This window comes from Streptomyces yangpuensis, assembly GCF_001005295.1.
In the GTDB taxonomy this organism is placed as follows: domain Bacteria; phylum Actinomycetota; class Actinomycetes; order Streptomycetales; family Streptomycetaceae; genus Streptomyces; species Streptomyces yangpuensis.
The window spans coordinates 576,031-600,665 of record NZ_LBMK01000002.1 but is presented as its reverse complement, the minus strand read 5'-3'; the positions used below and the strand labels follow the sequence as shown (position 1 = coordinate 600,665).

Annotated in this window: 17 protein-coding genes; 6 read left to right on the top strand and 11 right to left on the bottom strand. The window is 74.2% G+C overall.

Annotated elements, in window-relative coordinates; translation table 11 throughout:
• Positions 1 to 6 precede the first annotated feature (6 nt).
• The 3 genes from AAT21_RS08075 to AAT21_RS08065 all read right to left on the bottom strand — a co-directional run bounded on the left by AAT21_RS08075 (position 7) and on the right by AAT21_RS08065 (position 7,986).
• Positions 7 to 3,690, bottom strand: coding sequence for a UvrD-helicase domain-containing protein (locus AAT21_RS08075; protein WP_046776051.1), 3,684 nt, complete (start codon positions 3,688 to 3,690; stop codon positions 7 to 9).
• A 177-nt stretch (positions 3,691 to 3,867) separates the two neighbouring features.
• Positions 3,868 to 7,311 (bottom strand): ATP-dependent helicase, encoded by a 3,444-nt coding sequence (locus AAT21_RS08070; RefSeq protein ID WP_063838072.1) that lies wholly within the window; start codon positions 7,309 to 7,311, stop codon positions 3,868 to 3,870.
• Positions 7,312 to 7,491: 180 nt separating this feature from the next.
• Complete coding sequence (locus AAT21_RS08065) at positions 7,492 to 7,986, bottom strand: MGMT family protein (RefSeq protein WP_079025508.1); 495 nt, start codon at positions 7,984 to 7,986, stop codon at positions 7,492 to 7,494.
• A gap of 17 nt (positions 7,987 to 8,003) precedes the next feature.
• On the opposite strand from AAT21_RS08065, the gene AAT21_RS08060 reads away from it, so the two are divergent.
• Together AAT21_RS08060 and AAT21_RS08050 are read left to right on the top strand one after the other, a co-directional pair.
• A complete protein-coding gene (locus AAT21_RS08060) occupies positions 8,004 to 10,904 on the top strand; it encodes a lysylphosphatidylglycerol synthase domain-containing protein (protein WP_079025507.1) in 2,901 nt (966 codons plus the stop codon).
• A gap of 523 nt (positions 10,905 to 11,427) precedes the next feature.
• A complete protein-coding gene (locus tag AAT21_RS08050) occupies positions 11,428 to 13,032 on the top strand; it encodes an alpha/beta hydrolase (protein WP_046776047.1) in 1,605 nt (534 codons plus the stop codon).
• Positions 13,033 to 13,124: 92 nt separating this feature from the next.
• On the opposite strand, the gene moeZ is transcribed toward AAT21_RS08050, so the two are convergent.
• The 7 genes from moeZ to AAT21_RS08015 form a co-directional block, all read right to left on the bottom strand.
• Positions 13,125 to 14,303, bottom strand: coding sequence for an adenylyltransferase/sulfurtransferase MoeZ (moeZ, locus tag AAT21_RS08045; RefSeq protein WP_046776046.1), 1,179 nt, complete (start codon positions 14,301 to 14,303; stop codon positions 13,125 to 13,127).
• Positions 14,304 to 14,366: 63 nt separating this feature from the next.
• Positions 14,367 to 15,122 carry a spherulation-specific family 4 protein gene (locus AAT21_RS08040; RefSeq protein WP_046776045.1) on the bottom strand — a complete coding sequence of 252 codons (756 nt, stop codon included), beginning with the start codon at positions 15,120 to 15,122 and terminating at the stop codon, positions 14,367 to 14,369.
• Positions 15,110 to 16,126, bottom strand: a complete 1,017-nt coding sequence (locus AAT21_RS08035) for an NAD-dependent epimerase/dehydratase (protein ID WP_046776044.1) — start codon at positions 16,124 to 16,126, stop codon at positions 15,110 to 15,112. Before AAT21_RS08035 ends, AAT21_RS08040 begins: the two co-directional genes overlap by 13 nt.
• A gap of 135 nt (positions 16,127 to 16,261) precedes the next feature.
• A complete protein-coding gene (locus AAT21_RS08030; RefSeq protein ID WP_046776043.1) occupies positions 16,262 to 17,242 on the bottom strand; it encodes a hypothetical protein in 981 nt (326 codons plus the stop codon).
• Positions 17,239 to 18,858 (bottom strand): GT4 family glycosyltransferase PelF, encoded by a 1,620-nt coding sequence (pelF, locus tag AAT21_RS08025; RefSeq protein ID WP_046777156.1) that lies wholly within the window; start codon positions 18,856 to 18,858, stop codon positions 17,239 to 17,241. Before pelF ends, AAT21_RS08030 begins: the two co-directional genes overlap by 4 nt.
• 238 nt (positions 18,859 to 19,096) lie before the next feature.
• The gene (locus tag AAT21_RS08020; RefSeq protein WP_046776042.1) at positions 19,097 to 20,644 is read right to left on the bottom strand and encodes a DUF3152 domain-containing protein; all 1,548 of its coding nucleotides are present in this window, start codon (positions 20,642 to 20,644) and stop codon (positions 19,097 to 19,099) included.
• Between the two features lie 6 nt (positions 20,645 to 20,650).
• Positions 20,651 to 21,646, bottom strand: coding sequence for an alpha/beta fold hydrolase (locus tag AAT21_RS08015; RefSeq protein ID WP_046776041.1), 996 nt, complete (start codon positions 21,644 to 21,646; stop codon positions 20,651 to 20,653).
• Positions 21,647 to 21,794: 148 nt separating this feature from the next.
• On the opposite strand from AAT21_RS08015, the gene AAT21_RS08010 reads away from it, so the two are divergent.
• The 4 genes from AAT21_RS08010 (at position 21,795) to AAT21_RS07995 (ending at position 23,628) form a co-directional block, all read left to right on the top strand.
• Positions 21,795 to 22,010 carry a hypothetical protein gene (locus tag AAT21_RS08010; RefSeq protein WP_046776040.1) on the top strand — a complete coding sequence of 72 codons (216 nt, stop codon included), beginning with the start codon at positions 21,795 to 21,797 and terminating at the stop codon, positions 22,008 to 22,010.
• Positions 22,011 to 22,157: 147 nt separating this feature from the next.
• The gene (locus AAT21_RS08005; protein WP_046776039.1) at positions 22,158 to 22,808 is read left to right on the top strand and encodes a TetR/AcrR family transcriptional regulator; all 651 of its coding nucleotides are present in this window, start codon (positions 22,158 to 22,160) and stop codon (positions 22,806 to 22,808) included.
• Positions 22,809 to 22,967: 159 nt separating this feature from the next.
• Positions 22,968 to 23,195, top strand: a complete 228-nt coding sequence (locus AAT21_RS08000; protein ID WP_030029459.1) for a DUF3107 domain-containing protein — start codon at positions 22,968 to 22,970, stop codon at positions 23,193 to 23,195.
• Between the two features lie 130 nt (positions 23,196 to 23,325).
• Entirely contained in the window at positions 23,326 to 23,628 is a 303-nt protein-coding gene (locus AAT21_RS07995) for a hypothetical protein (protein ID WP_200904352.1), read from the top strand.
• Positions 23,629 to 23,735: 107 nt separating this feature from the next.
• Here the strand turns inward: AAT21_RS07995 and AAT21_RS07990 are convergent, their stop codons facing one another.
• Positions 23,736 to 24,494: a ferritin-like fold-containing protein gene (locus tag AAT21_RS07990; protein ID WP_046776038.1), complete on the bottom strand. Its 759-nt coding sequence runs from the start codon at positions 24,492 to 24,494 to the stop codon at positions 23,736 to 23,738.
• Positions 24,495 to 24,635 lie beyond the last annotated feature (141 nt).

Below are 24,635 nucleotides of genomic sequence, written 5' to 3'. Positions count from 1 at the left end.
CCGAGCCTAGCCGTCCGCCGGGTGGTCACCGTCGGGGCCCGATCCGCCTTGGAGGATCCGCTCAAGACGGGCCCTGCCGGGGAGGTTGCGGGGGCGGATCACCCGACCGCTGCGGACGTGCAGGAAGGCGGCGGTGACCCGGTCGAGCGGGGTGTTCGTGGCCTCGGCCCAGGCCAGGCGGTAGACGGCGAGCTGGAGCGGATCGGCCTCGGTGGTCCGGCCGGTCTTCCAGTCGACGATCTCGTAGCTGTCGACGCCGTTCTCGTCGGTGGTCCGGTAGACGGCGTCGATCCGGCCGCGGATGACGCGGCCGGCGAGGGTGAGCTGGACCGGGGCCTCCATGCGGTGGGGCGGGCGGTCCGCGTACGGGCTGCGCTCGAAGGCGGCCTTGAGGTCGGCGAGGTCGGCCTCGTCGGCGATGTCCTGGCCGGCGGCGAAGCCGGTGTCGGCGCCGGGGAGGTCGGCGACGGGGTCGAGGACGTCGAGGAAGGGGAGCGGAAGCTCGTCGAAGCGGGACTCGACCCAGGCGTGGAAGCGGGTGCCCTGGCGGGCCGCGGGCTGCGGGGGCTTGGGCATGGGGCGGGCGAGGTCGCGTACGAAGCCCTGCTCGTCGGCGGCGAGCCGGAGCAGCTGGCTGGCGGAGAGGGCGGAGGGCAGCACCACGTCGCGAACGGCCGCGCGGGACCGGCGGAGCTCGCCCTCCAGGGCGTCGAGGTCCCGGTCCCAGGAGGCGATGGCCCGCGCCTCCTCAGGCGCGAGCGGCCCGCCTCCGGCGAGGTCGGCCCCCGGGAACCGCGGCTCGGCCGCAGCGTCGGCCCCGCGGACGCCGGGCTCCGCCGCCCAGGCCTCGTCGGCCCACGTGTCCTGCGGGTCGGCCGCGGAGGCGGGCGGGTGCACGCCCTGGTGCGGCTCCGCCGCCGGGTCTGCCTCGCGGGCAGCGGGGCGTGCCGGCGGGGCGGCGGGGCGTGCGTCGCGTGGCCGGGGTACGGCGCGGGGGCTCGGGCCCGTCGGCCGGTCGGCGTCGGCCCAGAGGGCGCCCGGGCCCTCGGGCCAGTGGTCGGGCCCGGGCTCGCCGGACCCGCCGGACCAGAGGGGGTCGGGGTCCGGGGGCCAGGGTTCGGTGTCGTAGGACGGGTCTTCGCAGTCCGGGGGCCAGAGGTAGGCCTCGTCCTCCTGCGGCGGCGGGGCGGCCAGGTAGGACTCGACCAGGGCGGCCGCCGCGCGGCGCAGGGTGAGGGAGTGCGGGTCGAGCGGCAGCGGCCAGGAGTGGTCGGCCGCGGACTCGCCCGCGAGGGCCGGGTTCTCGGCGGTCGGCTCGGGCTCGTCCGCCCAGGCCTCGATCTCGCCGAAGCCGGCCGCGCAGTGCTCGTAGAGGGCCTGCAGGAACTGCGACGGGCCGCGGCGCTTCTTCTGGGTCGGGCCCCACCAGTGGCCCGAGGCCAGCAGCAGGGACCGCGGGCGGGTGAAGGTCACGTAGCCGAGGCGGAGCTCCTCCACCGACTTGTGGTGCTTGAGGGCGGCCTTGAAGGACTTCAGGCCGGCCGAGGTCCAGGCCGGGTCCGCCGGCAGGGTGGCGGCGTCGCCGCGCAGCGCGTACGGGAGGACCTTCGCGTACGAGGTCCAGGCCTCCGGCGGCTTCTCCTTCGGGAAGGACCCCGCGCACAGGTCCGGCACCACCACCACGTCCCACTCCAGGCCCTTGGACTTGTGGGCGGTGAGGACCTTCACGGTGTTCTCGCCGCCGGGCAGGGCGTGGTCGAGGCCCTTCTCGTACTGGGCGGCCGTGCGCAGGAACGCCAGGAAGGCCAGCAGCGTGGCCTCCCCGTCGAGCGCGGCGAAACCGGCCGCGACGTCCATGAAGTTCGACAGGGTCTCGCGCCGGCGGGCCGCCAGCGCGTGCGGGGACGCGGACAGTTCCACCTCCAGCCCGGTGGTGGACAGCACCCGGTGCAGGACGTCCATCAGCGGGTCGGCGAGGGAACGCCGCAGGTCACGGAGCTCCTGCGCGAGGTGCGCGAAGCGGACCCTGGCCTCGGCGGAGAAGGGGAGGTCGTCCGGGGTCTGTCCGCCGCCGTCGAGGAAGGTCTCCAGGGCGTCGGCCAGGGACACGATCTCCGCCGGGTCCACGCCTTCCACGGCCGCCGCGAGCCGCTCGTCCGGGTCCGCCCCGTCCGGGGTCGCGCGGCCCACCAGGAGCCGCGCCCGGCGGCCCAGCAGGGCCAGGTCGCGCGCGCCGATCCGCCAGCGCGGGCCGATGAGGAGCCGGACGAGGGAGGCGTTGGCGCCCGGGTCCTGGAGGACCTCGCAGACGGCCACGAGGTCGGCGACCTCGGGCAGGTGCAGCAGCCCGGACAGGCCGACGACCTCCACCGGCACGTCCCGGTCCACGAGCACGGCCTGGATCTGCGCGAAGTCCCCGGCGGACCGGCACAGGACGGCGATCTCGCGCGGCTCCGTGCCCGTGCGCACCAGGTGGGCGACGGAGTCGGCGAGCCAGTCGAGTTCCTGGGCGTGGGTCTCCAGCAGGGCGACGCGGACCTGGCCCGCGCCCTCCGCCCCCGGCGCGGGGCGCAGCGCTTCCACGCCCTCGTGCATGTCCCGCAGCGGGGCGGCGAGCCCGTTGGCGAGGTCGAGGAGGCGGCCGCCGCTGCGCCGGTTCTCGCTGAGGGAGAGCCGGGTGGCGGGGGTGCCGTCGGCGTGCGGGAAGTGCTCGGGGAAGTCGTCGAGGTTGGCCACGGAGGCCCCGCGCCAGCCGTAGATCGCCTGGCAGGGGTCGCCGACGGCGGTCACGGCGTGGCCGGTGCCCGCGCCGAACAGGCCGGACAGCAGCAGGCGCTGTGCGACCGAGGTGTCCTGGTACTCGTCGAGGAGGACCACCCGGAACTCCTCGCGCAGCAGCGCGCCCACCTCGGGCCGGGTGGTGGCGAGCTGTGCGGAGAGGGCTATCTGGTCGCTGAAGTCGAAGAGGTCGCGGGAGCGTTTGGCGGCCCGGTAGCGGCCGACGAGCTCCAGCAGTTCGAGGCGGCCGCGCACGGCCTCGGGGACCTTGCGCAGGTCCTCGTTGGTGAGCCTGGTGCCGGCGAGGGTGTCCAGGAGCTCGGTGTCGTGGGCGCGCAGGGCGTCGGGGCCGACCAGGTGCTCGGAGAGTTCGGCGTCGAGCGCGAGGAGGTCTCCGACCAGGTCGGGGACGGACTTGGTGAGCGAGGGGTACGGGCCGGGGGCGTCGCGCAGCACCTTCGCGGCGAGCTGGAAGCGGGTGGCGTCGGCGAGGAGCCGGGAGCTCGGCTCCAGGCCGATGCGCAGGCCGTGGTCCTTGAGGAGCTGGCCGGCGAAGGCGTGGTACGTGGAGATGCGCGGCTCGCCGCCGGCGTCTGCGGCGTCGGCCGGGGAGGGGTCCGGGTCGGTGATGCCGGCCCGGGCCAGGGCGCCCCGTACGCGCTCGGACAGTTCTCCGGCGGCCTTGTTGGTGAAGGTGAGGCCGAGGACCTGCTCGGGGGCGACGGCGCCGGTCCCGACGAGCCAGACCACGCGGGCGGCCATGACGGTGGTCTTGCCGGATCCGGCGCCGGCGACGACGACCTGCGGGGCGGCCGGGGCGGTGACGCAGGCCATCTGTTCGGGCGTGAAGGGGATCCCGAGGAGCTCTTTGAGCTGCTCGGGATCGGTCAGTACGGACGCACGCGCGGACACGTGAAAAGGCTAGCCGCACCCACCGACAGCCCCGACCGCGGAGCGCGCGGCCGCCGGGCCGGGGCAGCCGTCTCCGGGCTCGGGCAGCCTGCGGGCTGCTCGGGCGGCTGGGCTCCGGCCTGAGGCGGCAGCTCCCGGGCCCTGCCGGCGGCCTCCGGGCTCGGGCGGCCGCCGGGCTCACTCGACCGTCTGGCGGCCCTCCGGGCGGGCGCTGCAGGAGCTGCGGAAGGAGCAGTGGTCGCAGTGGCGGCCCGCGGCGGGTGCGAACCGCTCGTCCAGGACCCGGCCCGCGGCGGTCGCGAGCAGGTCGCCGACCCACTCCCCGTCGAGCGGCTCCTGGGCCTGCACCTTGGGGACCGCGTCGCCGCCCTCGCGGATCGCGGCGCCCTGGCGGAGCTGGACGAGCTCGGCGCCGCCGGGGGTGGGGCGCAGTCCGTCGAAGACCTCGTCGACGGCGCCCTCGCGGACGGCGAGCTGGTACACGGCGAGCTGGGGGTGGCGGGCGACCTCGTCCTTGGTGGGCGCGGACTTCCCCGTCTTGAAGTCGACGACGTACGCGCGCCCCTGCGGGTCGGTCTCGACCCGGTCCATGGAGCCGCGGACGCGGACGGCGACGTCGCCGGCTTCGAGCGTGACGTCGAACTCGTGCTCGGTGGCCACGGCCGCCCGGCCCCCACGGTCGGTGGTGTGCCAGCGCAGGAAGCGTTCGAGGGCGGCCCGGGCGTTGTCCTTCTCCTGGGCCGACTTCCAGGGCGCGTCGAAGGCGAGGGCGTCCCAGACCGAGTCGAGGCGTTCCATGAGGACGGCCAGGTCGGCCGGGGTGCGGCCGGAGGCGACCTCGTCGGCGAGGACGTGGACGACGTTGCCGAAGCCCTGGGCGGCGGTGGAGGGGGCGTCGGCCTTGACCTCGCGGCCGAGGAACCACTGCAGGGAGCAGGTGTTGGCGAGCTGGTCCAGGGCGCTGCCGGAGAGGGCGACGGGCCGGTCCCGGTCGCGCAGCGGGACGCTGCTGCGGGTGGGCTCGTACAGACCCCACCAGCGCTGCGGGTGCGCGGCGGGGACCAGGGGGCGGTCCTCGTCGTCGGTGAGCGCGGCGAGGCGGGCGAGGCGGCGGGCGGCCGCGTCGCGCAGGGCGGGCGAGGCGTCCGGGTCGACGGTGGTGGCGCGCAGCTCGGCGACGAGCGCCGGGACGGCGAGGGGGCGGCGGGGCCGGCCGGTGACGTCCTTCGGGGTGACGCCGAGCTCGGTGATGAGGCGGGAGGGCTGGTCGCCGTCCTCGGCGGGGGCCTTGACGGCGGTGACGACGAGGCGGTCGCGGGCGCGGGTGGCGGCGACGTAGAAGAGGCGGCGTTCCTCGGCCAGGAGGGCCCCGGGGGTGAGGGGTTCGGCGAGGCCGTCGCGGCCGATGCGGTCGGCCTCCAGGAGGGAACCGCGGCGGCGGAGGTCGGGCCACAGGCCCTCCTGGACGCCGGCGACGACGACGAGGGACCACTCCAGGCCCTTGGAGCGGTGGGCGGTCATCAGCCGGACGGCGTCGGGGCGGGTGGTGCGGGCCGTCAACGTGTCGGCGGCGATGTCCTCCGCCTCCAGTTGTTCGAGGAAGTTGAGCGCGCCGCTGCCGCCGGTACGGTCCTCGGCGCGGGCGGCGGTGTCGAAGAGGGCGCAGACGGCGTCGAGGTCGCGGTCGGCGTTGCGGCCGGCCGGGCCGCCACGGCGGGCCTGGCGTTCGAGGCGGTCGGGCCAGGGGGTGCCGTCCCAGAGGATCCACAGGGCCTCTTCGGCGGTGCCGCCGCCCTGGAGGAGCTCGCGGGTTTTGCGCAGGAGCAGGCCGAGGCGCTGCGCGCCGCGGGCGTACGCCGGGTCGTGCGCGGTGAGGCGCTCGGGCTCGGCGAGGGCGCGGGCGAGCAGTACGTCGGAGGGTGCGGGCACCTTGACGCCTGCGGCGCGCTCCTCGTCGCGCAGGGCGCGGCCGAGCCGCCGCAGGTCGGCGGTGTCCATGCCGCCGAGGGGGGAGGTGAGCAGGGTGAGCGCCGCCTCGACGCCTCCGGCGGGGTCGCCGGACTCTCCGGTCCCGCCCCCGGCCCCCACGCCGGCCTCGGCAAAGTCCCCACCGGCCCCGCCCTCCCGCCCCGCGTCGGATTCGCCGGGGTACGCCCCCGACCTGTCGGCGGGGTCCGCGGCCTCGTCCGGCGGACGGGCCGCAGGCGGCACGGGGCCCGCTGCCGGGGCCGTGTCCGCGTGCTGCGGCGGCGGGCCGGGCTCGCCCGGGAGACCCGTCGGCCAGGTTGCCGTGAGGCGCAGGGCCGTCAGGAGGGGCGCCACCGCAGGTTCGTGGCGGAGGGGGGTGTCCGTGGCGTCCGTCTCGACCGGGACTCCCGCCGCGATCAGGGCGCGGCGCATCGCCGGCAGGGTGCGGCCGCCCGCGCGGACCAGGACGGCCATGTCCTGCCAGGGCACGCCGTCCTCCAGGTGGGCCCGGCGCAGGATGTCGGCGATGTTGTCCAGCTCGGCGCCGGCCGTCGGGTAGGTGAAGACCTCCACCCGGCCGCCCTCCCGCGTGGCCCGCAGCGCGCGGTGCGCGCGGACCACGTCCGCGGGGAGACGGGGCAGCGGCATGCGGGTGGTGAGGAGGCGGGTCGCCTCCAGGATGGCGGCGCGCGAGCGGCGGCCCACCGTCAGGGCCCTGACCTGCGCGCCCGGGAAGGCGGACGCGAAGTCCAGCACGTTGTTGATGTCGGCTCCGCGGAAGGCGTAGATCGACTGGTCCGGGTCGCCGAAGGCGACCAGCGTGCCGCCGCGCCCGGCCAGGGCCCGCAGCAGCCGCAGCTGCGAGGCGTCCGTGTCCTGGTACTCGTCCACGAAGATCGCGTCGTAGGCGGAGGCCAGCGACGGTGTGCGCTCCGCGAGGAGGACCGCGCGGTGCAGGAGTTCCGCGTAGTCCAGCGTGCCCTGTATGTCCAGGACGTCCAGGTATTCGGAGAGGAAGGCCGCCGCTGCCTTCCAGTCGGGGCGGCCGATGCGCTCCGCGAAGTCGGCGAGGGCCGTCGGGCCCAGACCCAGCTCGCGGGCGCGGGCGAGGACCGCCCGGACCTCGTCGGCGAACCCGCGCGTGGTCAGCGCGGCCCGCAGGTCGTCCGGCCAGCGGATCGAGCGGATCCGGCGCTGGCCTTCCAGCAGGGTCCGGACCATCACGTCCTGCTCGGGGCCGGACAGCAGCCGCAGCGGGTCGGCGAAGAGGTCGGTGTCCTGGTGGGCCCGGACCAGGCCGTAGCAGAAGGAGTGGAAGGTGGTGGCCTGCGGAGCGCGGGCACCGCCGAGCCGCAGGGCGGCCCGGTCGCGCAGTTCGACCGCCGCCTTGCGGCTGAAGGTGAGGATCAGGATCCGGGAGGGATCCGTACCCGCCTCCACCCGGGCGGCGACGGCCTCGACCAGCGTGGTCGTCTTCCCGGTGCCCGGTCCGGCCAGGACCAGCAATGGTCCGCCGGGGTGTTCAACCACCGCCCGCTGCGCTGCGTCCAGCACAGGGGGATCCACCCGTTCCGGCCCGGTGCGCACGAGGCGGTACGCGTCGGAGGTCCGCGTACGCCGCCGTTCGGTGCGGCCGGAAGAAGAGGTGATCACGTGAGGTGCCGGTCCTGGTGGGTCTGCGTGGTGGGGCGGTGGTGCCGTGCCGGCTCGCGCGGAAGCCGAAGAGGCAACGCTACGGCAACCGGCGCGCGCCGCGCAGTCCCCCCGGGTACCCCGGACGGGCGTTCGCACCGTCGTCCGACCGCCCGCCCCGGCGCCGCATGGCCGAAGCTGTCAGGTGTGAGCCTCGTCGCGCCCGCCGTCCGGTCCGCCGGGCCCGCCGCCCTGTCCGCCAGGTCCGCCGTCCTGTCCGCAGGACCCGTCCCAGCGTGCCCGGCGCATGTCCAGCCGCGGCTCGCCGCCGGCGGTCGGGCGCAGCGGCGTCGCCTCGGTCCGGTAGTGCTGCAGGGCCCGCGCCTCGTGCCCGGGCAGCGGCATGCCGTCCGCCCGCACCACCCGCCACCAGGGCACGGCTCCGCCGTACAGGGCCATGACGCGGCCGACCTGGCGCGGCCCGCCCTCGCCGAGCCATTCGGCGACGTCCCCGTATGTCATCACCCGGCCGGGCGGAATACTCTCGACGACCTCCAGTACGCGCTCCGCGTACGCGGGCAGCTCATCACTCATTCGGCACATGGTGCAGTACGCCGGCCCCCCGTCGGTGGAAGTTGTGGTTCCGGACCGGCGCGCACCCTGATGCCCCGAGGGCCCTTCGGTCCGTGCCACCATCTTCCGGGCGGTGACTGGTGATACGTGATCAAGAAGAGACGGATGTGACGACGAAGGAGCAGGGTGTGAGCCCTCCGGAAGGCGCGGCGGGGGACGATGGCGCGCGCCCTGACGACGGCCCCGCCTCCCGCCCGCAGGACCACCCGCAGAACCGCCCCCAGGACCCCCCGCAGGACCGCCCCCGGGACCCTCTGCCGGACCGCCCGCAGGACCGCCTCCGGGACCTCGCGCCGGGCCACGCCCCGGGACTCCCGGCCGGCCGCACCCGCGGCGCGGCCGCCGACGGCACGGAGGACACCGGGAACCCGGAGGACGCCGAGGCCCCGCACGGGCACGCCCCGACCGCCGCCGACCGGGTCGAGGTCGACGAACCGCTGCTCGCCGCCCGCGTGCACCGTCCCTCCGACCTCGTACGCCTCCTCGTCGGCATCCTCGGCATCGCCGTCCTGCTCGGCATCGCCGCCTTCGCCCACGGCACCACCGTCGGCCTGGAGGAGGACATCAGCAAGGGCACCGGCCAGGCGCCGGACCTGCTGATCAAGGTCGCCGCGCTGGTCTCCAGCATCGCGGTGCTGCTGCTCCCCGTGGCCTTCGCCATCGAACGGCTGATCAAACGCGACGGGCTGCGCATCGCCGACGGCGTGCTCGCCGCCGTCCTCGCGCACGGCGTCACCCTCGCCACCGACCTGTGGGTCTCCCAGGCCGCCCCCGACACCATCCAGGACGCCCTCACCCGTCCCGCGGGCGGCGGGACCCTCACCGATCCCGTGCACGGCTACCTCGCGCCGGTGATCGCCTACATGACCGCGGTGGGCATGACCCGCAGACCCCACTGGCGCGTCGCGCTGTGGGTGGTCCTGCTGCTCAACGCGTTCACCATGCTGGTCAACGGCTACACCACCCCCTTCTCGATCATCCTCACCGTGCTGATCGGCTGGAGCGTGGCCTACGGCACCCTGTACGCCGTCGGCTCCCCGAACGTCCGCCCCACCGGGCAGAACCTCCTCGCCGGTCTGCGCCGCGTCGGCTTCCAGCCGGTCAGCGCGATGCGCGCCGAGATGCCCGACGGCCCCGAGGCGTCCGATACCGGCGACCGCGGCCGCCGCTACCACGTCACCCTGGAGGACGGTCCTCCGCTCGACGTGACCGTCGTCGACCGCGAGCAGCAGGCCCAGGGCTTCTTCTACCGGGTCTGGCGCCGGCTCACCCTGCGCGGCATCACCACCCGCCGCAGCCTGCAGTCGCTGCGGCAGGCCCTGGAGCAGGAGGCGCTCCTCGCGTACGCGGCCATCGCGGCCGGGGCGAACGCACCGAAGCTGATCGCGACGTCCGAGCTGGGCCCGGACGCGGTGATGCTCGTCTACGAGCACCTGGGCGGCCGGACCCTGGACTCCCTGTCCGACGAGGAGATCACCGACGACCTGATCCGCAACGCGTGGGAACAGGTGCACGCCCTGCAGTCGCGGCGGATCGCGCACCGCAGGCTCACCGGGGACGCGCTGGTGGTGGATCGTTCCGGCAACGTCATCCTGACCGACCTGCGCGGCGGCGAGATCGCGGCCGGTGACCTGGTGCTCCGGATGGACGTCGCGCAGCTGCTGGCCACCCTGGGCCTGCGGATCGGGGCGGAACGCGCGGTGGCATCGGCGGTGTCGGTGCTCGGCCCCGACATCGTGGCGGACTGTCTGCCGCTGCTCCAGCCGATCGCGCTGAGCCGTTCCACCCGGGCGACGCTGCGCAAGCGGGCCCGGGAGCGGGCGGAGCGCGAGCGGGAGGCCGTACTGGAGTCCTCGCGGGCGGCGAAGGCCGCGCGCGAGGCGGGATCCACGGCCGACTCGGCCCCGACCTCGGCCGCCGCCGAACGCAAGGCCGAGAAACGGGCCCTCGACGACGCGATGGACGAGGTCCGCGAGGAGGACCTGCTGAGCCAGATCCGCCGGCAGGTGCTGCTGATCCGCCCGCAGGCGCCGGTGGAGCCGGCCCGGCTGGAGCGGATCCGGCCGCGCACCCTGGTGTCGTTCATCGCGGGCGCTTTCGGTGCGTACTTCCTGCTCACGCAGCTGGCTCATGTGGATTTCGGGACCATCATCGGCGACGCGCAGTGGGGCTGGGTCGGGGCGGCGCTCGCCTTCTCGGCGCTCAGCTACTTCGCGGCGGCGATGAGCCTGCTGGGCTTCGTGCCGGAGCGGGTGTCGTTCCTGCGGACGGTCGTCGCACAGGTGGCCGGGTCGTTCGTGAAGCTGGTGGCCCCGGCGGCGGTCGGCGGCGTCGCGCTGAACACGCGTTTCCTGCAGCGGGCGGGCGTCCGGCCGGGGCTGGCGGTCGCGAGCGTGGGCGCCTCGCAGCTGTTCGGTCTGGCTAGCCACATCCTGCTGCTGCTGTCCTTCGGCTACCTGACCGGGACCGAGAAGACCCCGGAGATGACCCCGTCCCGGGCGGTCATCGCAGGGCTGCTGACGGTGGCGGTCCTCGTGCTGGTGGTGACGGCGGTCCCGTTCATGCGGAAGTTCGTGGTCACGCGGGTGCGGGCGCTGTTCGCGGGCGTGGTGCCGCGCATGCTGGACGTGCTCCAGCGGCCGAAGAAGCTGATGACCGGCATCGGCGGGATGCTGCTGCTGACCGGCTGCTTCGTGATGTGCCTGGACGCGTCGATCAGGGCGTTCGGGGGCGGCGAGGCCATCAGCTACGCGAGCATCGCGGTGGTGTTCCTCGCGGGCAACGCGCTGGGGTCGGCGGCGCCGACGCCGGGCGGTATGGGCGCGGTGGAGACCACCCTGACGCTGGGGCTGATCGCGGCGGGGCTGGAGAAGGAGGTCGCGATCTCGGCGGTGCTGCTGTTCCGTCTGATGACGTTCTGGCTGCCGGTGCTGCCGGGGTGGATCTCGTTCAACTTCCTGACCCGCAAGGAAGCGATCTAGTGCTGTGGCCGGAAAGGTTTGCCGGGGCGCGGCGTCCGGTGCGGTGCATCGCAAGGCGGAGGGCCGCGGCTCGTACTGGTCGTACTTGCGCGGTCTGACAACGCGGCGAGGTGCCGTGCCGGGCGTCGCGACCCGGTGAACCTTGCCGGCCACAGCACTGGCCTCCGGCTCGGTCTGCGCCTCAAGCGCCGGCGGGGCTGGATGTGGCGGGGCTCGGGTCAGAAGACCGGGAGGAGCGTTGTGAGGAGGGCCGGGGAGCAGGAGATCCCGGTGGCGCCTACCACCGGGACCCCGAGGGATCGGCCGGGGAGGGCGGCCGCTCGGGCCGGGCAGGCCGTGAAGGGGGGCGCCGGCCAGGGCGAGAGGCAGACGGCCACCGCCAGGGCCGCCGCGTGGTAGGCCACCGAACCGGCCCGGCAGGTACTGGCGCAGGGCGCGCAGGGGGCAAACGCGGACGGGCTCCGGGCTACCCGAACGGGTCAGCGCGCGGGCGGGGCACGGCGGGGACGCGCAGGATGGTGACATGCCCAAATACCTCCTGCGGGTCGCCGTCGCCGTCGCTCTCCTGGCCGGTGCGGCCGGTACCAGTGGCTGTTCCGACAGCGGGGAGGAGAAGACGCCCAAGGCCGGCGGCACCGAAGGGGCGCCACCCCTGAAGTGGGGGGACTGCGAGGCTCCGACCGCCGCCGAGGGGGGCGGGCAGGCACCGCCCAAGGGGTGGCAGTGCGCCACGCTCCATGTGCCGCTCGACTACGCGGACCCCGAAGGAGAAACGATTCCTCTCGCCCTGATCAGGGCGAAGGCCAGGAAGCAGGACGAGCGCCTCGGCTCGCTCGTGTTCAACTTCGGCGGCCCCGGGGGGTCCGGGATCACCACCCTGCCCGGCGCCGCCAAGGAGTACGAGGCCCTGCGCGAGCGCTACGACCTGGTGAGCTTCGACCCGCGCGGGGTGGGGCGCAGCGCCCCCGTCCTGTGCCTGGACGACAAGCAGCTCGACGCGTACTACGCCTCGGAGTCCTCCCCCGACACCCCGGAGGCGGTGAAGGCGTACCTCGACAACACCCGCAGGTACCAGCAGGCCTGCGAGGCGAAGTCCGGGAAGGTGCTGCCGTACGTCGGCACCGAGAACGCCGCCCGCGACCTCGACCGGATCCGCCAGGCCCTCGGCGACGAGAAGCTCAACTACTTCGGGATCTCCTACGGGACCGAGCTCGGCGGCGTCTACGCCCACCTCTTCCCGGAGAAGGTCGGCCGGGCCGTCTTCGACGCCGTCGTCGACCCGACCGCGACCTCCGAGGAGGGGGCACTCGGCCAGGCCAAGGGCTTCCAGCTGGCCCTCGGCAACTTCGCGCAGGACTGTGTGGACCGCGGCGACGAGTGCCGGCTCCAGGGCAGCACCGTCAAGGAGATCGAGGACAACGTCATCAAGCTGCAGAAGCAGCTGGCCGCCAAACCCATCCCGGGGATCGGCGACCGGATGCTCACCGAGTCCTCGGCGACCAACGGCATCGCCCAGGCCCTCTACTCGCAGGAGCTGTGGCCGCTGCTGGAACAGGGGCTGGACGAGGCGGAGGGCGGCCAGGGGCAGCTGCTGATGGCGCTGTCCGACGCCCTCAACGGCCGTGACCAGAACGGCAACTACAGCAACATCGGCGCCGCCAACACGGCGATCAACTGCGTCGACTCCAAGGACCGGTACACCCTGGAGCAGACCAGGGCCAAGCTGCCGGAGTTCCGCGCCGCCTCGCCGGTCTTCGGGGACTTCCTCGGCTGGGCCATGATGGGCTGCACCGGCTGGCCGGTGCCCGGCACCTCCTCGACCCCGGACGTCTCCGCCCCGGGGGCCGACCCGATCCTGGTGATCGGCAACACCGGCGACCCGGCCACCCCCTACGAGGGCGCCCGCAAGATGGCCGAGCGGCTCGGCCCCGGCGTCGGCGTGGAGCTCACGTACAAGGGCGAGGGGCACGGGGCGTACAACAGCGGCGACCCGTGCGTGCAGGGGGCGGTGAACTCCTACCTGCTGGACGGGAAGGTGCCCGCCGCGAACACCGTCTGCACCCCGCCGCCGGACGCCACCCAGTCCCCCGCACAGCCGTCGGCCCCGGTGGAACCCCTCGGCACCTGAGGCAGCACGAAGGGGCCCTACCCGCGACGAGCGTGCGGGTAGGGCCCCTTCGTGAACGGATTCCCCGTGAACGGATCAGTCCCGTGAACGGATCAGTAGACCGGCTTCTCGGGCTCGATCTGGTGGACCCAGCCGATGACGCCGCCGCCCACGTGGACCGCGTCCGCGAAGCCCGCGGACTTCAGGACCGCGAGGACTTCCGCACTGCGGACACCCGTCTTGCAGTGCAGGACGATGCGCTTGTCCTGCGGCAGGTCCTGGAGGGCCTTGCCCATCAGGAACTCGCCCTTGGGGACCAGCTTCGCGCCCGGGATCGAGACGATCTCGTACTCGTTGACCTCGCGGACGTCGATGATCTCGATCGGCTCCTCGGTGTCGATCCACTCCTTGAGCTGCTTCGGAGTGATCGTGGAGCCGGCGGCGGCCTCCTGGGCCTCCTCCGACACGACGCCGCAGAAGGCCTCGTAGTCGATGAGTTCCTTGACGGTCGCGTTCGGACCGCAGACCGCGCAGTCGGGGTCCTTGCGGACCTTGACCTGGCGGTACTGCATCTCCAGGGCGTCGTAGATCATCAGGCGGCCGACCAGCGGCTCGCCGACACCGGTGAGGACCTTGACGGCCTCGGTGACCTGGATGGAGCCGATGGACGCGCAGAGCACGCCCAGGACGCCGCCCTCGGCGCAGCTCGGGACCATGCCCGGCGGCGGGGGCTCCGGGTAGAGGCAGCGGTAGCAGGGGCCGTGCTCGGACCAGAAGACCGAGGCCTGGCCGTCGAAGCGGTAGATCGAACCCCACACGTACGGCTTGTTCAGCAGCACGCAGGCGTCGTTGACGAGGTAGCGCGTGGCGAAGTTGTCCGTGCCGTCGACGATGAGGTCGTACTGGCTGAAGATCTCCATCACGTTCTCGGCCTCGAGCCGCTCTTCGTGAAGGACCACGTTCACGTACGGGTTGATGCCCAGCACGCTGTCGCGGGCGGACTCGGCCTTGGAGCGGCCGATGTCCGACTGGCTGTGGATGATCTGACGCTGCAGGTTCGACTCGTCGACCTCGTCGAACTCCACGATGCCCAGCGTGCCGACGCCGGCCGCGGCCAGGTACATGAGGGCGGGCGAACCGAGGCCGCCCGCGCCCACGGCCAGCACCTTGGCGTTCTTCAGGCGCTTCTGACCGTCCATCCCGACATCCGGGATGATCAGGTGGCGGGAGTACCGACGGACCTCGTCAACGGTGAGCTCAGCAGCCGGCTCGACCAGGGGTGGCAGCGACACGGGGACTCCGTAGATGGTTACGACTTAACGGTGGTTCTCTCCGTAACACTGCCACGCCCGTCTTCATTCCAAGACACCTGTTCCGATACGTGAGACGATTTCGTCCCAGTACCCGGGCATGGACGCCCACGGGTCGCGATCGCCGACGGCGCGGCGGTCGGTGAACCAGATGGTGCCGGCGCCCTGCCAGCGGGCGATCCGCATCGCCTCCTCCAGATGGGTGCGCGGCACCCCGTGGACCAGGTGGCAGAACCGCTCGGGCGGATGGTCCGCGGTCCACTCCGCCACCTGCGACCAGCGGTAGTCGGTCCAGGCCCCGGAGAAGGTGACCAGCTGGTCGGCGGCCTCCGCGTAGCCCTCGTACGGGTGCGTGCCGTGTCCCAGCACGATCCACAGGTCCTCGCCCAGGCCGCGCAGGCTGTCGACGACCCGCCGCACCGAGGCCAGGTCCGCCCGGTCGGACGGGGTCCCGGCGAGGTAGAAGCCGCCGACCCCGTACCAGTCCCGGAAGCGGTGGGCGTCGGAGACCAGCTCCCCGAAGGACCTCGATCCGTCCCGCATCGCGAGATGGCCGAGGACCGTGCCGCCGGCGCCGTGCAGCTTGGCGGCCGCTTCGGTGCAGTGCGGATCGGGCCGCCCGCCCGGGCCGTCCGCGACGTTCAGGACGGCCCAGTGCAGCGGGGTGCCGGGGCGGGTCAGCTCGGCCCATTCCACGGGGGCGAGCAGCGGGTGCGCGTAGCCGGGGATGCCCAGCCCGAGGCGGCCGGCCCCGGTGGCGGCCGCCGCGAGCGCTCCGGGAGGCGTGGTCAGATGCGGCACGCCGCCTCCATCCAGATGTCCGCGAGGGACTCCTCCAGCCCGATCCGGGGACGCCAGCCGAGCCGGTCGCGGGCGGTGCGCACGTCCGCCTGCTGCCAGGCCCCGCAGCCGTCGGGGTACGGGAACGGCTGGGGGGCTGTGGCGGCGAGCTGCTCGACGGTGGCCTCGGAGCGGGGCGACCCGATGGAGGCGAGCCCGGCCGGCCGGCCGGGGTGTCCGTGGCCGTGGCCCTGCTGGGGTCCGCCGTGCGGCACGTCCAGCTCGTGCAGGGCTCCGCCGTACCCGGCGACCCGGGCCAGGACGGCCGCCGCGTCGCGCAGCCGGACCGCGCGGCCGGTGCCGATGTTCACCACGCCCTGGGCGGCGGACAGGGATGCGGCGTGCACGGCCCGCGCCACGTCCCGTACGTCGACGAAGTCGCGCTGCACGCCGAGCCCGCTGAGCTTCAGCTCGCCGTCGCCCGCCTGCATCGCGCGCCGCATGGCCTCGGCGAGCCGGCCCAGCGGTGATCCGGCGGGGGTGCCGGGGCCGACGGGCGAGAAGATCCGCAGCACGACGGCGTCCAGCCCGGAGCCCAGCACCAGCTCGGTGGCGGCCAGTTTGCTGACGCCGTACGGTCCGCCGGGTCTCGGCACGGCGTCCTCGGCCGTGGAGGATCCGGGCTGGCTGGGTCCGTACTCCGCGGCGCAGCCGAGCTGCACGAGCCGGGCCCCGCAGCCGCTGCGGCGCAGTGACTCGCAGATCGTCGCGACGGCGACGGTGTTGTGCCGGGTGAGTTCGCGGGCCCCGCCCCGGGTGGCTCCGGCGCAGTTGATGACGACGCCCGGGTGGACGGCGTCGAGGAAGCGGGTGAGGGCTCCGGGGCTGCCGGTGGCGAGGTCGAAGCGGACGTCGGCGTCGTCGCCGCGGCCGAGCGCGGTGAGCTGGACGGCGGGGTCGGCGAGCAGCCGGTCGGCGACGTAGCGGCCGAGGTATCCGTTGGCTCCGATCAGCAACACCCTCATCGCGTGACCCCTTGGTCGGTTGGCTGGCCGGTCATGTCTGTTTCTCCTTGCGGACGGATGGACGAATGGACGGACGGGGTACGGGCAGGGCTCCTCGGCGTCGGCTCCGAAGGGCTGGCTGCGGTCCCGGGGGCGTCAGGGCCTCGCGTGCGCGGATGCGCGGGACAGGGCGAGGACGGCGTGGACGAGGAGGGCGGCCGCGGCGGCGGGGGCCGCCGCCGGGACCGGGACCAGGGCGAGGGCGAGTGCGGCGGCGACGGGTCCGCGACGGGATCCGTGCCGCAGCAGGAGCCGGGCCAGGAAGAGCAGCAGGGCGAGCGGCACGGCCGCCGTGAGGGGTGCGCCGGCGACCGCTGCCGCCGCGGCGGCGACCGCGGTGAAGCCGGCGACGGCCGTGAAGAGCAGCGGCCGGACCCGGTCGGCGAAGTCCTCCAGGGCGCGGCTCGCGTCGAGCCGGGCCCGGGCCCCGGCGGCGAAGCCGGCGGCGAGCAGGTGCCCGGGAGCGACGGCCAGTGCGAGGCCGACCGCGAGGGCGGTGCCGTACCGGTACGCCGCCCAGCCGGTGACGGCGGCGGCGAGCAGGTGCGCGAGCCAGGGGAACCTGCCCCCGGCGGCCCGCCCCGGCCACACCAGCGCGGCGACGGTGGCGGCCACGGCGGCGGGCCCGGCCCAGGTCTGGCCCGCGGCGGCCGCACCGGCGGCGAGGGCTCCGGGCAGCAGCGCGCAGCCGAAGCGGCGGTAGGCGGCCGGCCCGGCCGGGACCAGGGCCGGCGCGGCGGCGGGCGCCTCTCCGCGCGGGCTGCGGGCGTACAGCTCCTCGGCGAGGGAGAAGACGTCGCGGTGGCGGAAGCGGGCGGCGGTGCGGTCGGTGATGCCGTGGGCCTCCAGCCCGGCGGCGATCTCCAGGGGGTCCACGGCCCGCTCGCACAGCTCGCGGTGCCGGTGCAGCAGGGCCTTGACGGGATCCCCCGCGACCCGCGGTCGCGCCTGCGGTGTCGCTGCCCGCAGGCTACCGGCCCGGTCGGAGGAGTTCGGCGGTGCGGTGGGGGCGCTGTCGCCGGGGGCCCGGGCCCCGGGTGCCGGCGGAACCGCCGTGCCGGGGTCGACGGTGGTCATACGGCAGCCTCCGAGGTCGGGTCCGGTGCGGGCTTGGCCCAGGTCGGGCTGGTCCAGTGGCCGGGCACCCGCGCCTCCGGGGGCCGGGCGAAGGGGACGCCGCCGTCGGGCCGTTCGGAGCCCTTGGCCAGCAGCCGCAGGTAGATCTCCTGGAAGGCGGTGATGTTCTGCTCGACGGTGAACAGCTCCAGGGCCCGTGCCCGGGCGGCCGCACCGAGGCGCTGTGCCCGCTCGGTGTCCCCGAGCAGGGACAGGCAGGCCTCGGCGAGCGCGCGCGGGTTGCGGGGCGGGACGACGAGTCCGGTGCCGCCGATGACCTCGCGCACCGCGCCCACGTCGGTGGATACGGTGGCGCGGCCGCAGAGCATCGCCTCGGCCAGGGTGACCGGGAAGCCCTCGATCACGGACGACAGCACGACGACCCGTCCGGCGCCGTACGCCTCGGCCGCGCAGGGCGCCTCGGGTCCGCCGATCTCCTCGAAGGCGACCGGGTTCTCGCCGACGGTGACGCAGTCGGCGGCCTCGTCGGGGAACAGCTGCGCGGCAAGGGAGCGGCAGTCGGCGAGGTAGCCGGGGTCGGCGGCCGTGGTGAAGATCCGCAGCCGGGCGCGCGGCTCGGCCCTGCGGACCTCGGCGAAGGCGTGCAGCAGGGCGACGAGGTCCTTGGCGGGCTCCACCCGGCCGACCCAGACGAGCGTGTCGGGGTCCCCGCGGTCGGCGGCCTCCCCGACGGTGGCGAATCGGTCCGCCTCCATCCCCGGGTGGACGGTCCGCAGCCGGTCGCGGGTGGCGCCGCAGCGCTCCTGCCAGCGCCGGGCGTGGGCGTTGCCGGGGGTCAGGAAGTCGGCGCGGGCGTAGATCTCGGAGGCGAGCCGCAGGTGGAAGGCGCCGAGCAGGGCCCGCACGGCGGGGCGGGGCTCCTCGCCCTCCCCCGCGCCGAGGTGGGGCAGGTAGTGGGCGCGCAGCTGGACCCCGTACTCGGTGACCAGCAGCGGGACCCCGAAGAAGCGTTTGGCCAGAAGACCGGGGAGCGCCGCCACCCCGCCCGCGGCGGCGTGGCAGACATCGACCGCGCCGAGTCCCTCGCCCCGGGCGTTCTCCTCGTACCAGTCGAGGGACAGCGGCCGCAGCATGGCCTCCAGTTCGTCGACGAACCGGAGCAGGTCGGTCACCTGCGCCGCCTGTACGGAGCGGCTCGCGCCCGGGGCCCGGCAGGCGGCCTCCAGCGCCCGCACCGCGGACTCGGAGCGCAGGGCCGCGTACAGTCCGCCCTGTTCGCGGGCGAGGCCGGCGAGTCCGTACAGTCCGGTGGCGAAGGCCTCCGGCGCCGCGGCGCAGATGCCGTGGACCAGCTCCTCGAAGCAGCCGGCGAAACGCCGCCGCTCGCGCCGGGAGTAGGTCCGCCCGTCGTCGGCGGGTGCCCACAGGGCGGCCGTGCGGACCCGGGTGACGTGCTCGGGCAGCGGGACCCGGGTGCGCTCCTGCTCGGCGCTGCGGCTCAGCGCGTAGAGCTCGAACTCGTGCTGCGGGAGTCCGCGCACGAGCCGGTCGCACCACAGCCTGGCCTCGCCCGTCGCATACGGATAACCACCTTCCGTGAGCAGTCCGATCCGCACGAGTGGCACCCCCGATCTCCCGGTTCAGGCGGTCGCCGTCGGTCAGGCGACCCGCCGCTGGAGAACTCAAGCGGATCTGCCGCAGGCGCGACGGACGGTTGTCCGTCGCGCCACCGGAAGGGGTGAAGAGTCGTAACTTTCCCGTACGGTTCGCGTTCGAGCACGCTAGAAGTACAGCCTCGAAAGCTCCGCGGCAGGGGGGCCGGGCCGCCGGGCAGGGGAAGCCGGTCGGGGTGCGTCAGTTCTCCGGGAACGCCCAGGGGTTGGGCTTGCACTGGATGCCGTCGATGTTGAGGGACTTGGTCTGCTGCTGCATGACCGGGGCGAGCGCTCCGGGGGTGCGGCAGTTGACGTGGTCGTGTCCGAGCCGGTGCCCGACCTCGTGGTTGATCAGCATCTGACGGTAGGTCAGCATCTGGTCGGGGCCGTAGGTCTCGGAGCCCTGGGCCCAGCGGAAGGCGTTGATCATCACCCGCTCGGTGCTCGCCGAGTCGCAGGAGACGTTGCCGACGACGGTGTCGAGATTCGACTTGGCGCACCAGATCCCGGTGGTGCCGGGACTGGCGAGGGTGATCACGAAGTCGGCCTTGCCGCCCGGCACCCGTTCGAAGGTCCTGGTGCCGCCGTGGCCCCAGCTGCGGTCGTCGTTGAGGGTGCGGTGCACGGCCTCGGCGAAGAGCTGCGGGTCCAGGCCCAGGCCCTGCTCGACGTCGACGCGGTAGCGCACGATCTTGCCCTTGCCGGGGGCCTTGGCCACGCCGGGCACGGTGTCGAAGGTGCCGGGGCCGGCGAGTTTCGGGTCGAGGGGCAGCTGCGCGGCCATCTGCTGCTCGTAGGTCAGCTCGGGCGCGGGCGCGACGGCGGGCGGTGCGACGGGTACGGCCGCGCCGCCGTTCGGGGTCGGGCGCCCGTCGGAGCGGGAGGCGGCCGGGTCGCTGCGGTCCTTGTCGGTGGCGGCGGGCCCGCCGGCCCTGGTCTCGTCGGCGTCGCCGTCGAGGAACGTCTGGCCCCCGACGACGACCGCGAGGACTGTGGTGACCGCGGCCGCGGCCATGGCCATGCCGGTGTACGCGAGGGCCTTCTTGCCACGGCCGGACTTCTCGGCGGCGGACTCACCCTCGGCGGGCTCGGCGGGCTCGGCGGCGAATTCGGCGGGCTCGGCGGGCTCGGCGGCCACCGTCCCGGCGTCGGCCGGCCTGCGCGGGCCGGGCACCCGGCGGTGCGATCCGGTGGAGGTGAAGGCGTCGGCCTCCGGCCCCCTGTACGCGGGGACCTGCGCCGGCGGCGTCAGGGTGACCTGCGGGAAGCCCACGGCGGGCGTGCCGAAGGCCGGGGTGCCGGAGTCCAGGAGCGCGGCCTGCCCCGCCGCCCCGGCCGCGGGGGCCTCGGGGCGGGAACGCGGCACCCCGCGCCAGTCCCCGTACACGGCGCCGGAGTCGGGGCCGGAGTCGGGCCGGGCGCCCCAGGCGCCGCCCGGTTCGTACTGCTGCGGGTGGCCGTCGGCCCGCTCACCGGCGGCGGGCAGGTACTGCGACACGTATCCCTGGTGGGTGACGGTCGGCTCGGGCCACCCGGCGTACGGGGCCCCGTTGCCGAACACGTCGTCGCCGAAGGCGTCACCGCCGTGGACGTCGCCGGCGAACGCCTCGTTGCCGAACGCGTCGTACGGGTACGGGTCCTCGTAACCGGCGGGATCCGGCTGCGCCTGCGGGCGCGCTGCGGCGGGCGCCTGCGCCGGAGCGGACTCCGGGGCGGGCGCCCCGGATTTTCGACTGTGTCGTCCCACGACCCCTCAGCCCCTGCCGTCTTCGGTGTCCCGGTCCGCAGCCTCCGCGCGGGTGTCGCGCAGCAGCTCCGTGAAGGCGGCGGCCACCACCTCGGGGTACTCCATCATCGCCACGTGCCCGGCCTCCGGCAGACACAGCAGCCGCGAACCCCGGAAGGCCGCTGCCGCCCTGTGCGCCATACGGTACGAGACGAGTTGGTCCCGGCCACCGTAGACCAGCAGGGACGGGGCGAGCACCCGCTGCGCCTGCCGCCACAGTCCGTGCTGGCCGCCGAGGGTGTAGGCGTCGACGATGCCGCGCGAGGTGCGGGTCATCACGTCCCAGAAGTACGGGAGCGCCATCCGGCGCTCCATCTCCTCCACCGCGTTGCGGAACCCTTCGGGAGTCACCCGGGAGGGGTCTCCGTAACAGAGCTCCGTCACCCCCCGGGTGCGCTGTTCGGCGCTGAGGGCCTGGGTCATGCGGCTGAAGAGTGCGGCCACCCCGGGCAGGGCCAGGAGCGCCGTCGGCACGGCCGCCCGCTGCACGCGCAGCTCGGGAAGGGCCGGCGAGACGAGTGTCAGCGTGCGCACGAGGTCGGGGCGGACGGCCGCGACCCGGGTGGAGACGGCTCCGCCGAGGGAGTTGCCGAAGAGGTGCACCGGCCCGCGCCCCGCGGCGTCGAGGTGGCGGATGACGGCGCGGGCGAACGCGGTGACGGAGTAGTCGCGGTCGGCGGGCGGCGGGGACCAGCCGAAGCCGGGCAGGTCCACGGCCTCGCCGTCGACGGTGTCCGCCAGCTGCGCCATGAGGGCCGACCAGTTCTGCGAGGAGCCGCCCAGCCCGTGCACGAACAGGGCGGGCGGCAGGTCGGCGCGCTGTGGCGGGCGGACCCGGACGGCCAGTTCCAGTCCGGGCAGCACCGCGGTGCGCAGCTGCTCCCCGTCGGCCAGCCGGACCGCTCCCGCTGGGGAGGGCGGTGCGACGGTGGACCGTACGCCAGGCAGCTCGGTCGAAGACATGCGGGCAATGTTACGAGAGGATCACGTTCCACTTGTTGTGTTCGCGGTCACAGTCTCATCGCGGACATACCGCTGTACGGATCCGCATAGCGGTGCATCCGCGATCCTCCTAGGCTCGTAAGTGACACAAGGAAGCGAGGGGAGCGGCATGACTGTCGACCCTGCGGAGCCGGACACCTTCCGGGAGCGGTTTCCGGAATCCCTCGATCCTGAGGCCCCCGAGGCGGATGTGGCGGAGCAGCAGGCCGATCTCCGACCGGGCGACGACGACCCCGCCACCGGCGGAGAGGCGGGCCAGGCCGCGGACGGCGACGCCGCCGAGCAGGCGCGCGTGGTGCAGCTCGACGAGGACGACTACCGCTGACGGACTGCCGACCGACCGCTGACCAGGGCCTCCGGGCCGTCCGTACCGCGAGAAAACTCGGCTTGGACCCCCCAGAACGGGTTACCGAAAAGTACGATGGCGGCGCGGCGCAGAGCGCCTGTGTTCCGAGAGAAAGTGGGAGGCGGCGTGACAGCCATCGAGCAGACCGAGGCAGCGCGTCCGCGGGGCACGCGACTGCCGCGCCGGGCCCGGCGCAATCAGCTGCTGGGCGCGGCCCAGGAGGTCTTCGTCGCCCAGGGTTACCACGCGGCCGCGATGGACGACATCGCCGAGCGCGCCGGGGTCAGCAAGCCGGTGCTGTACCAGCACTTCCCCGGCAAGCTCGACCTGTACCTGGCCCTGCTGGACCAGCACTGCGAGGCGCTGCTGCTGGCCGTGCGCACGGCGCTCGCGTCGACGACCGACAACAAGCTGCGCGTGGCCGCCACGATGGACGCCTACTTCGCGTACGTGGAGGACGAGGGCGGCGCCTTCCGGCTGGTCTTCGAGTCCGACCTGACGAACGAGCCGGCGGTGCGCGAGCGTGTCGACCGCGTCTCGCTGCAGTGCGCGGAGGCCATCTCCGACGTCATCGCCGAGGACACCGGCCTGTCCAAGGACGAGTCGATGCTGCTGGCCGTGGGCCTGGGCGGGGTCTCGCAGGTCGTGGCCCGCTACTGGCTCTCCAGCGAGAGCCCGGTCGCCCGCGAGACGGCGGTCGGTCTGCTGACCTCGCTCGCCTGGCGCGGCATCGCCGGCTTCCCGCTGCACGGCACGGAGTCCGGCGCGGAGTCCTGAGCCCTCCCGGGGGCGCCACCTCCGGGTCCCGGGGGCGCCACCTCCGGTGTTCGCTGCCAGCGTGTCCGCTCTGCGCGGTCCGCATCCCCTCTCCGGGCTAATGTGGACCGCGTACGGCGCGGCTGATCGCGCGAACCGGATCGTCGGAGGGACAAAGCCGTGGAGGTCAAGATCGGCGTGCAGCACGCACCCCGGGAGATCGTGCTGGAGAGCGACCTGAGCGCCGAGGAGCTGGAGAGCATCGTCAGCGCCGCGCTGTCCGGCAACGAGCCGCTGCTGAGCCTCACCGACAGCAAGGGCCGCAAGGTCCTGGTGCCGTCCGACCGCCTGTCGTACGTCGACCTGGGTGAGCCGACCGCACGCAAGGTCGGTTTCGGAGCGCTCTGAGAAGCTCTGACACGTTCTTGAGAACTGTCCGAAACGGCCCGGTGGTTGATTCCACCGGGCCGTTTCTCTTTCTTCCGCTTCGGGTAGGACCGCAGTGACCCGGTTTGCCCTGACGTATGGGAGAGACCCGATGCTGCTGATGGAAGTGCTCGGCTCCGCGCTGTTGGGCCTCGCCCTGTCCGCCGCAGCCGTCCGGGCTCTCGCGCCCCGACTCCCCTCCCGGAGGGTGGTGCTGGTCAGCGGAGTGCTGGGGGCGCTGTTCGGGGCGTATCTCACCCACTTCGCGCTCGGCCCGGGGCAGTACACCCTGATGGCTTCGTTCGTCGGGGCGGTGCTGGTGTCGGCCGTGGTGCTGTCCCTGCTGCTCCGTCCGGCCCACGCGTCCCGCAGGCGCCCCCACAGGACTCCGTTTTCACTCCCGTCGCGAGGATGACCCCTGAGGGCGGGACACCATGAGCCCGCTCCCTCCCCGGTGACCACGTACGTCGGCCCCGGCGCGCACATAGCGCGCCGGGGCCGACGGCGTACGGGACCGTCCGGTCAGGCGGCGAGGCCGAGGGCAGCCATCCGCTTGGTGTGGGCCTTGGTGATCCGGGTGAACATCTCACCGACGGCCGCGAGGTCGAAGCCCGCCGCCATCCCGTCGACGCCGCCGACCAGCATGGTCGAGAGCGCATCGCGCTCGGCGACCACCCGCTGGGCCTGCGAGAGGGCCTCGCCCATCAGGCGGCGGGCCCACAGGGCGAGCCGGCCGCCGCAGCGCGGGTCGGCCTCGATCGCGGCGCGCACCTTCTCGACGGCGAAGTTGCCGTGGCCGGTGTCGTCGAGCACGCCGAGGACCAGCGCGCGGGTGTCGGTGTCCAGGTGGGAGGCGACCTCGCGGTAGAAGTCACTGGCGATGGAGTCGCCGACGTACGCCTTGACCAGACCCTCCAGCCAGTCCGACGGGGCGGTCTGGCGATGGAAGTCGTCGACGCCCTGGGCGAAGGGCTGCATGGCCGCGGTGGGCTCGGCCTCGATCTTCGCGAGGCGGTCGCGGAGCCGCTCGAAGTGGTGGAATTCGGCGGAGGCCATCGCGGCGAGCTCGGCCTTGTCGTCCAGGGTGGGCGCGAGCTTCGCGTCCTCCGCGAGGCGCTCGAAGGCCGCGAGCTCCCCGTACGCGAGCGCGCCGAGCAGGTCCACGACGGCGGCCCGGTACTGCGGCGAGGCAGAGGCGGTCGCCCAGTCCTGCGAGGCGATCCCCGTGGCCTCGGCGGGGTTGCTGTCGTCGGCGGGCGAGGCGTTTTCTACGGTCGGCATGCTCCGCACAATAGCCCGCCGAAAGGCGTCTCAAGTCACCACGTCTACTCACAGCCTGTCCACCTAAACCCACCGGCCCGGTGAATTCACCCGACACACCTGCGCGATTCCGAGGTACAGTGGTAATGCGCCTGCCGAATA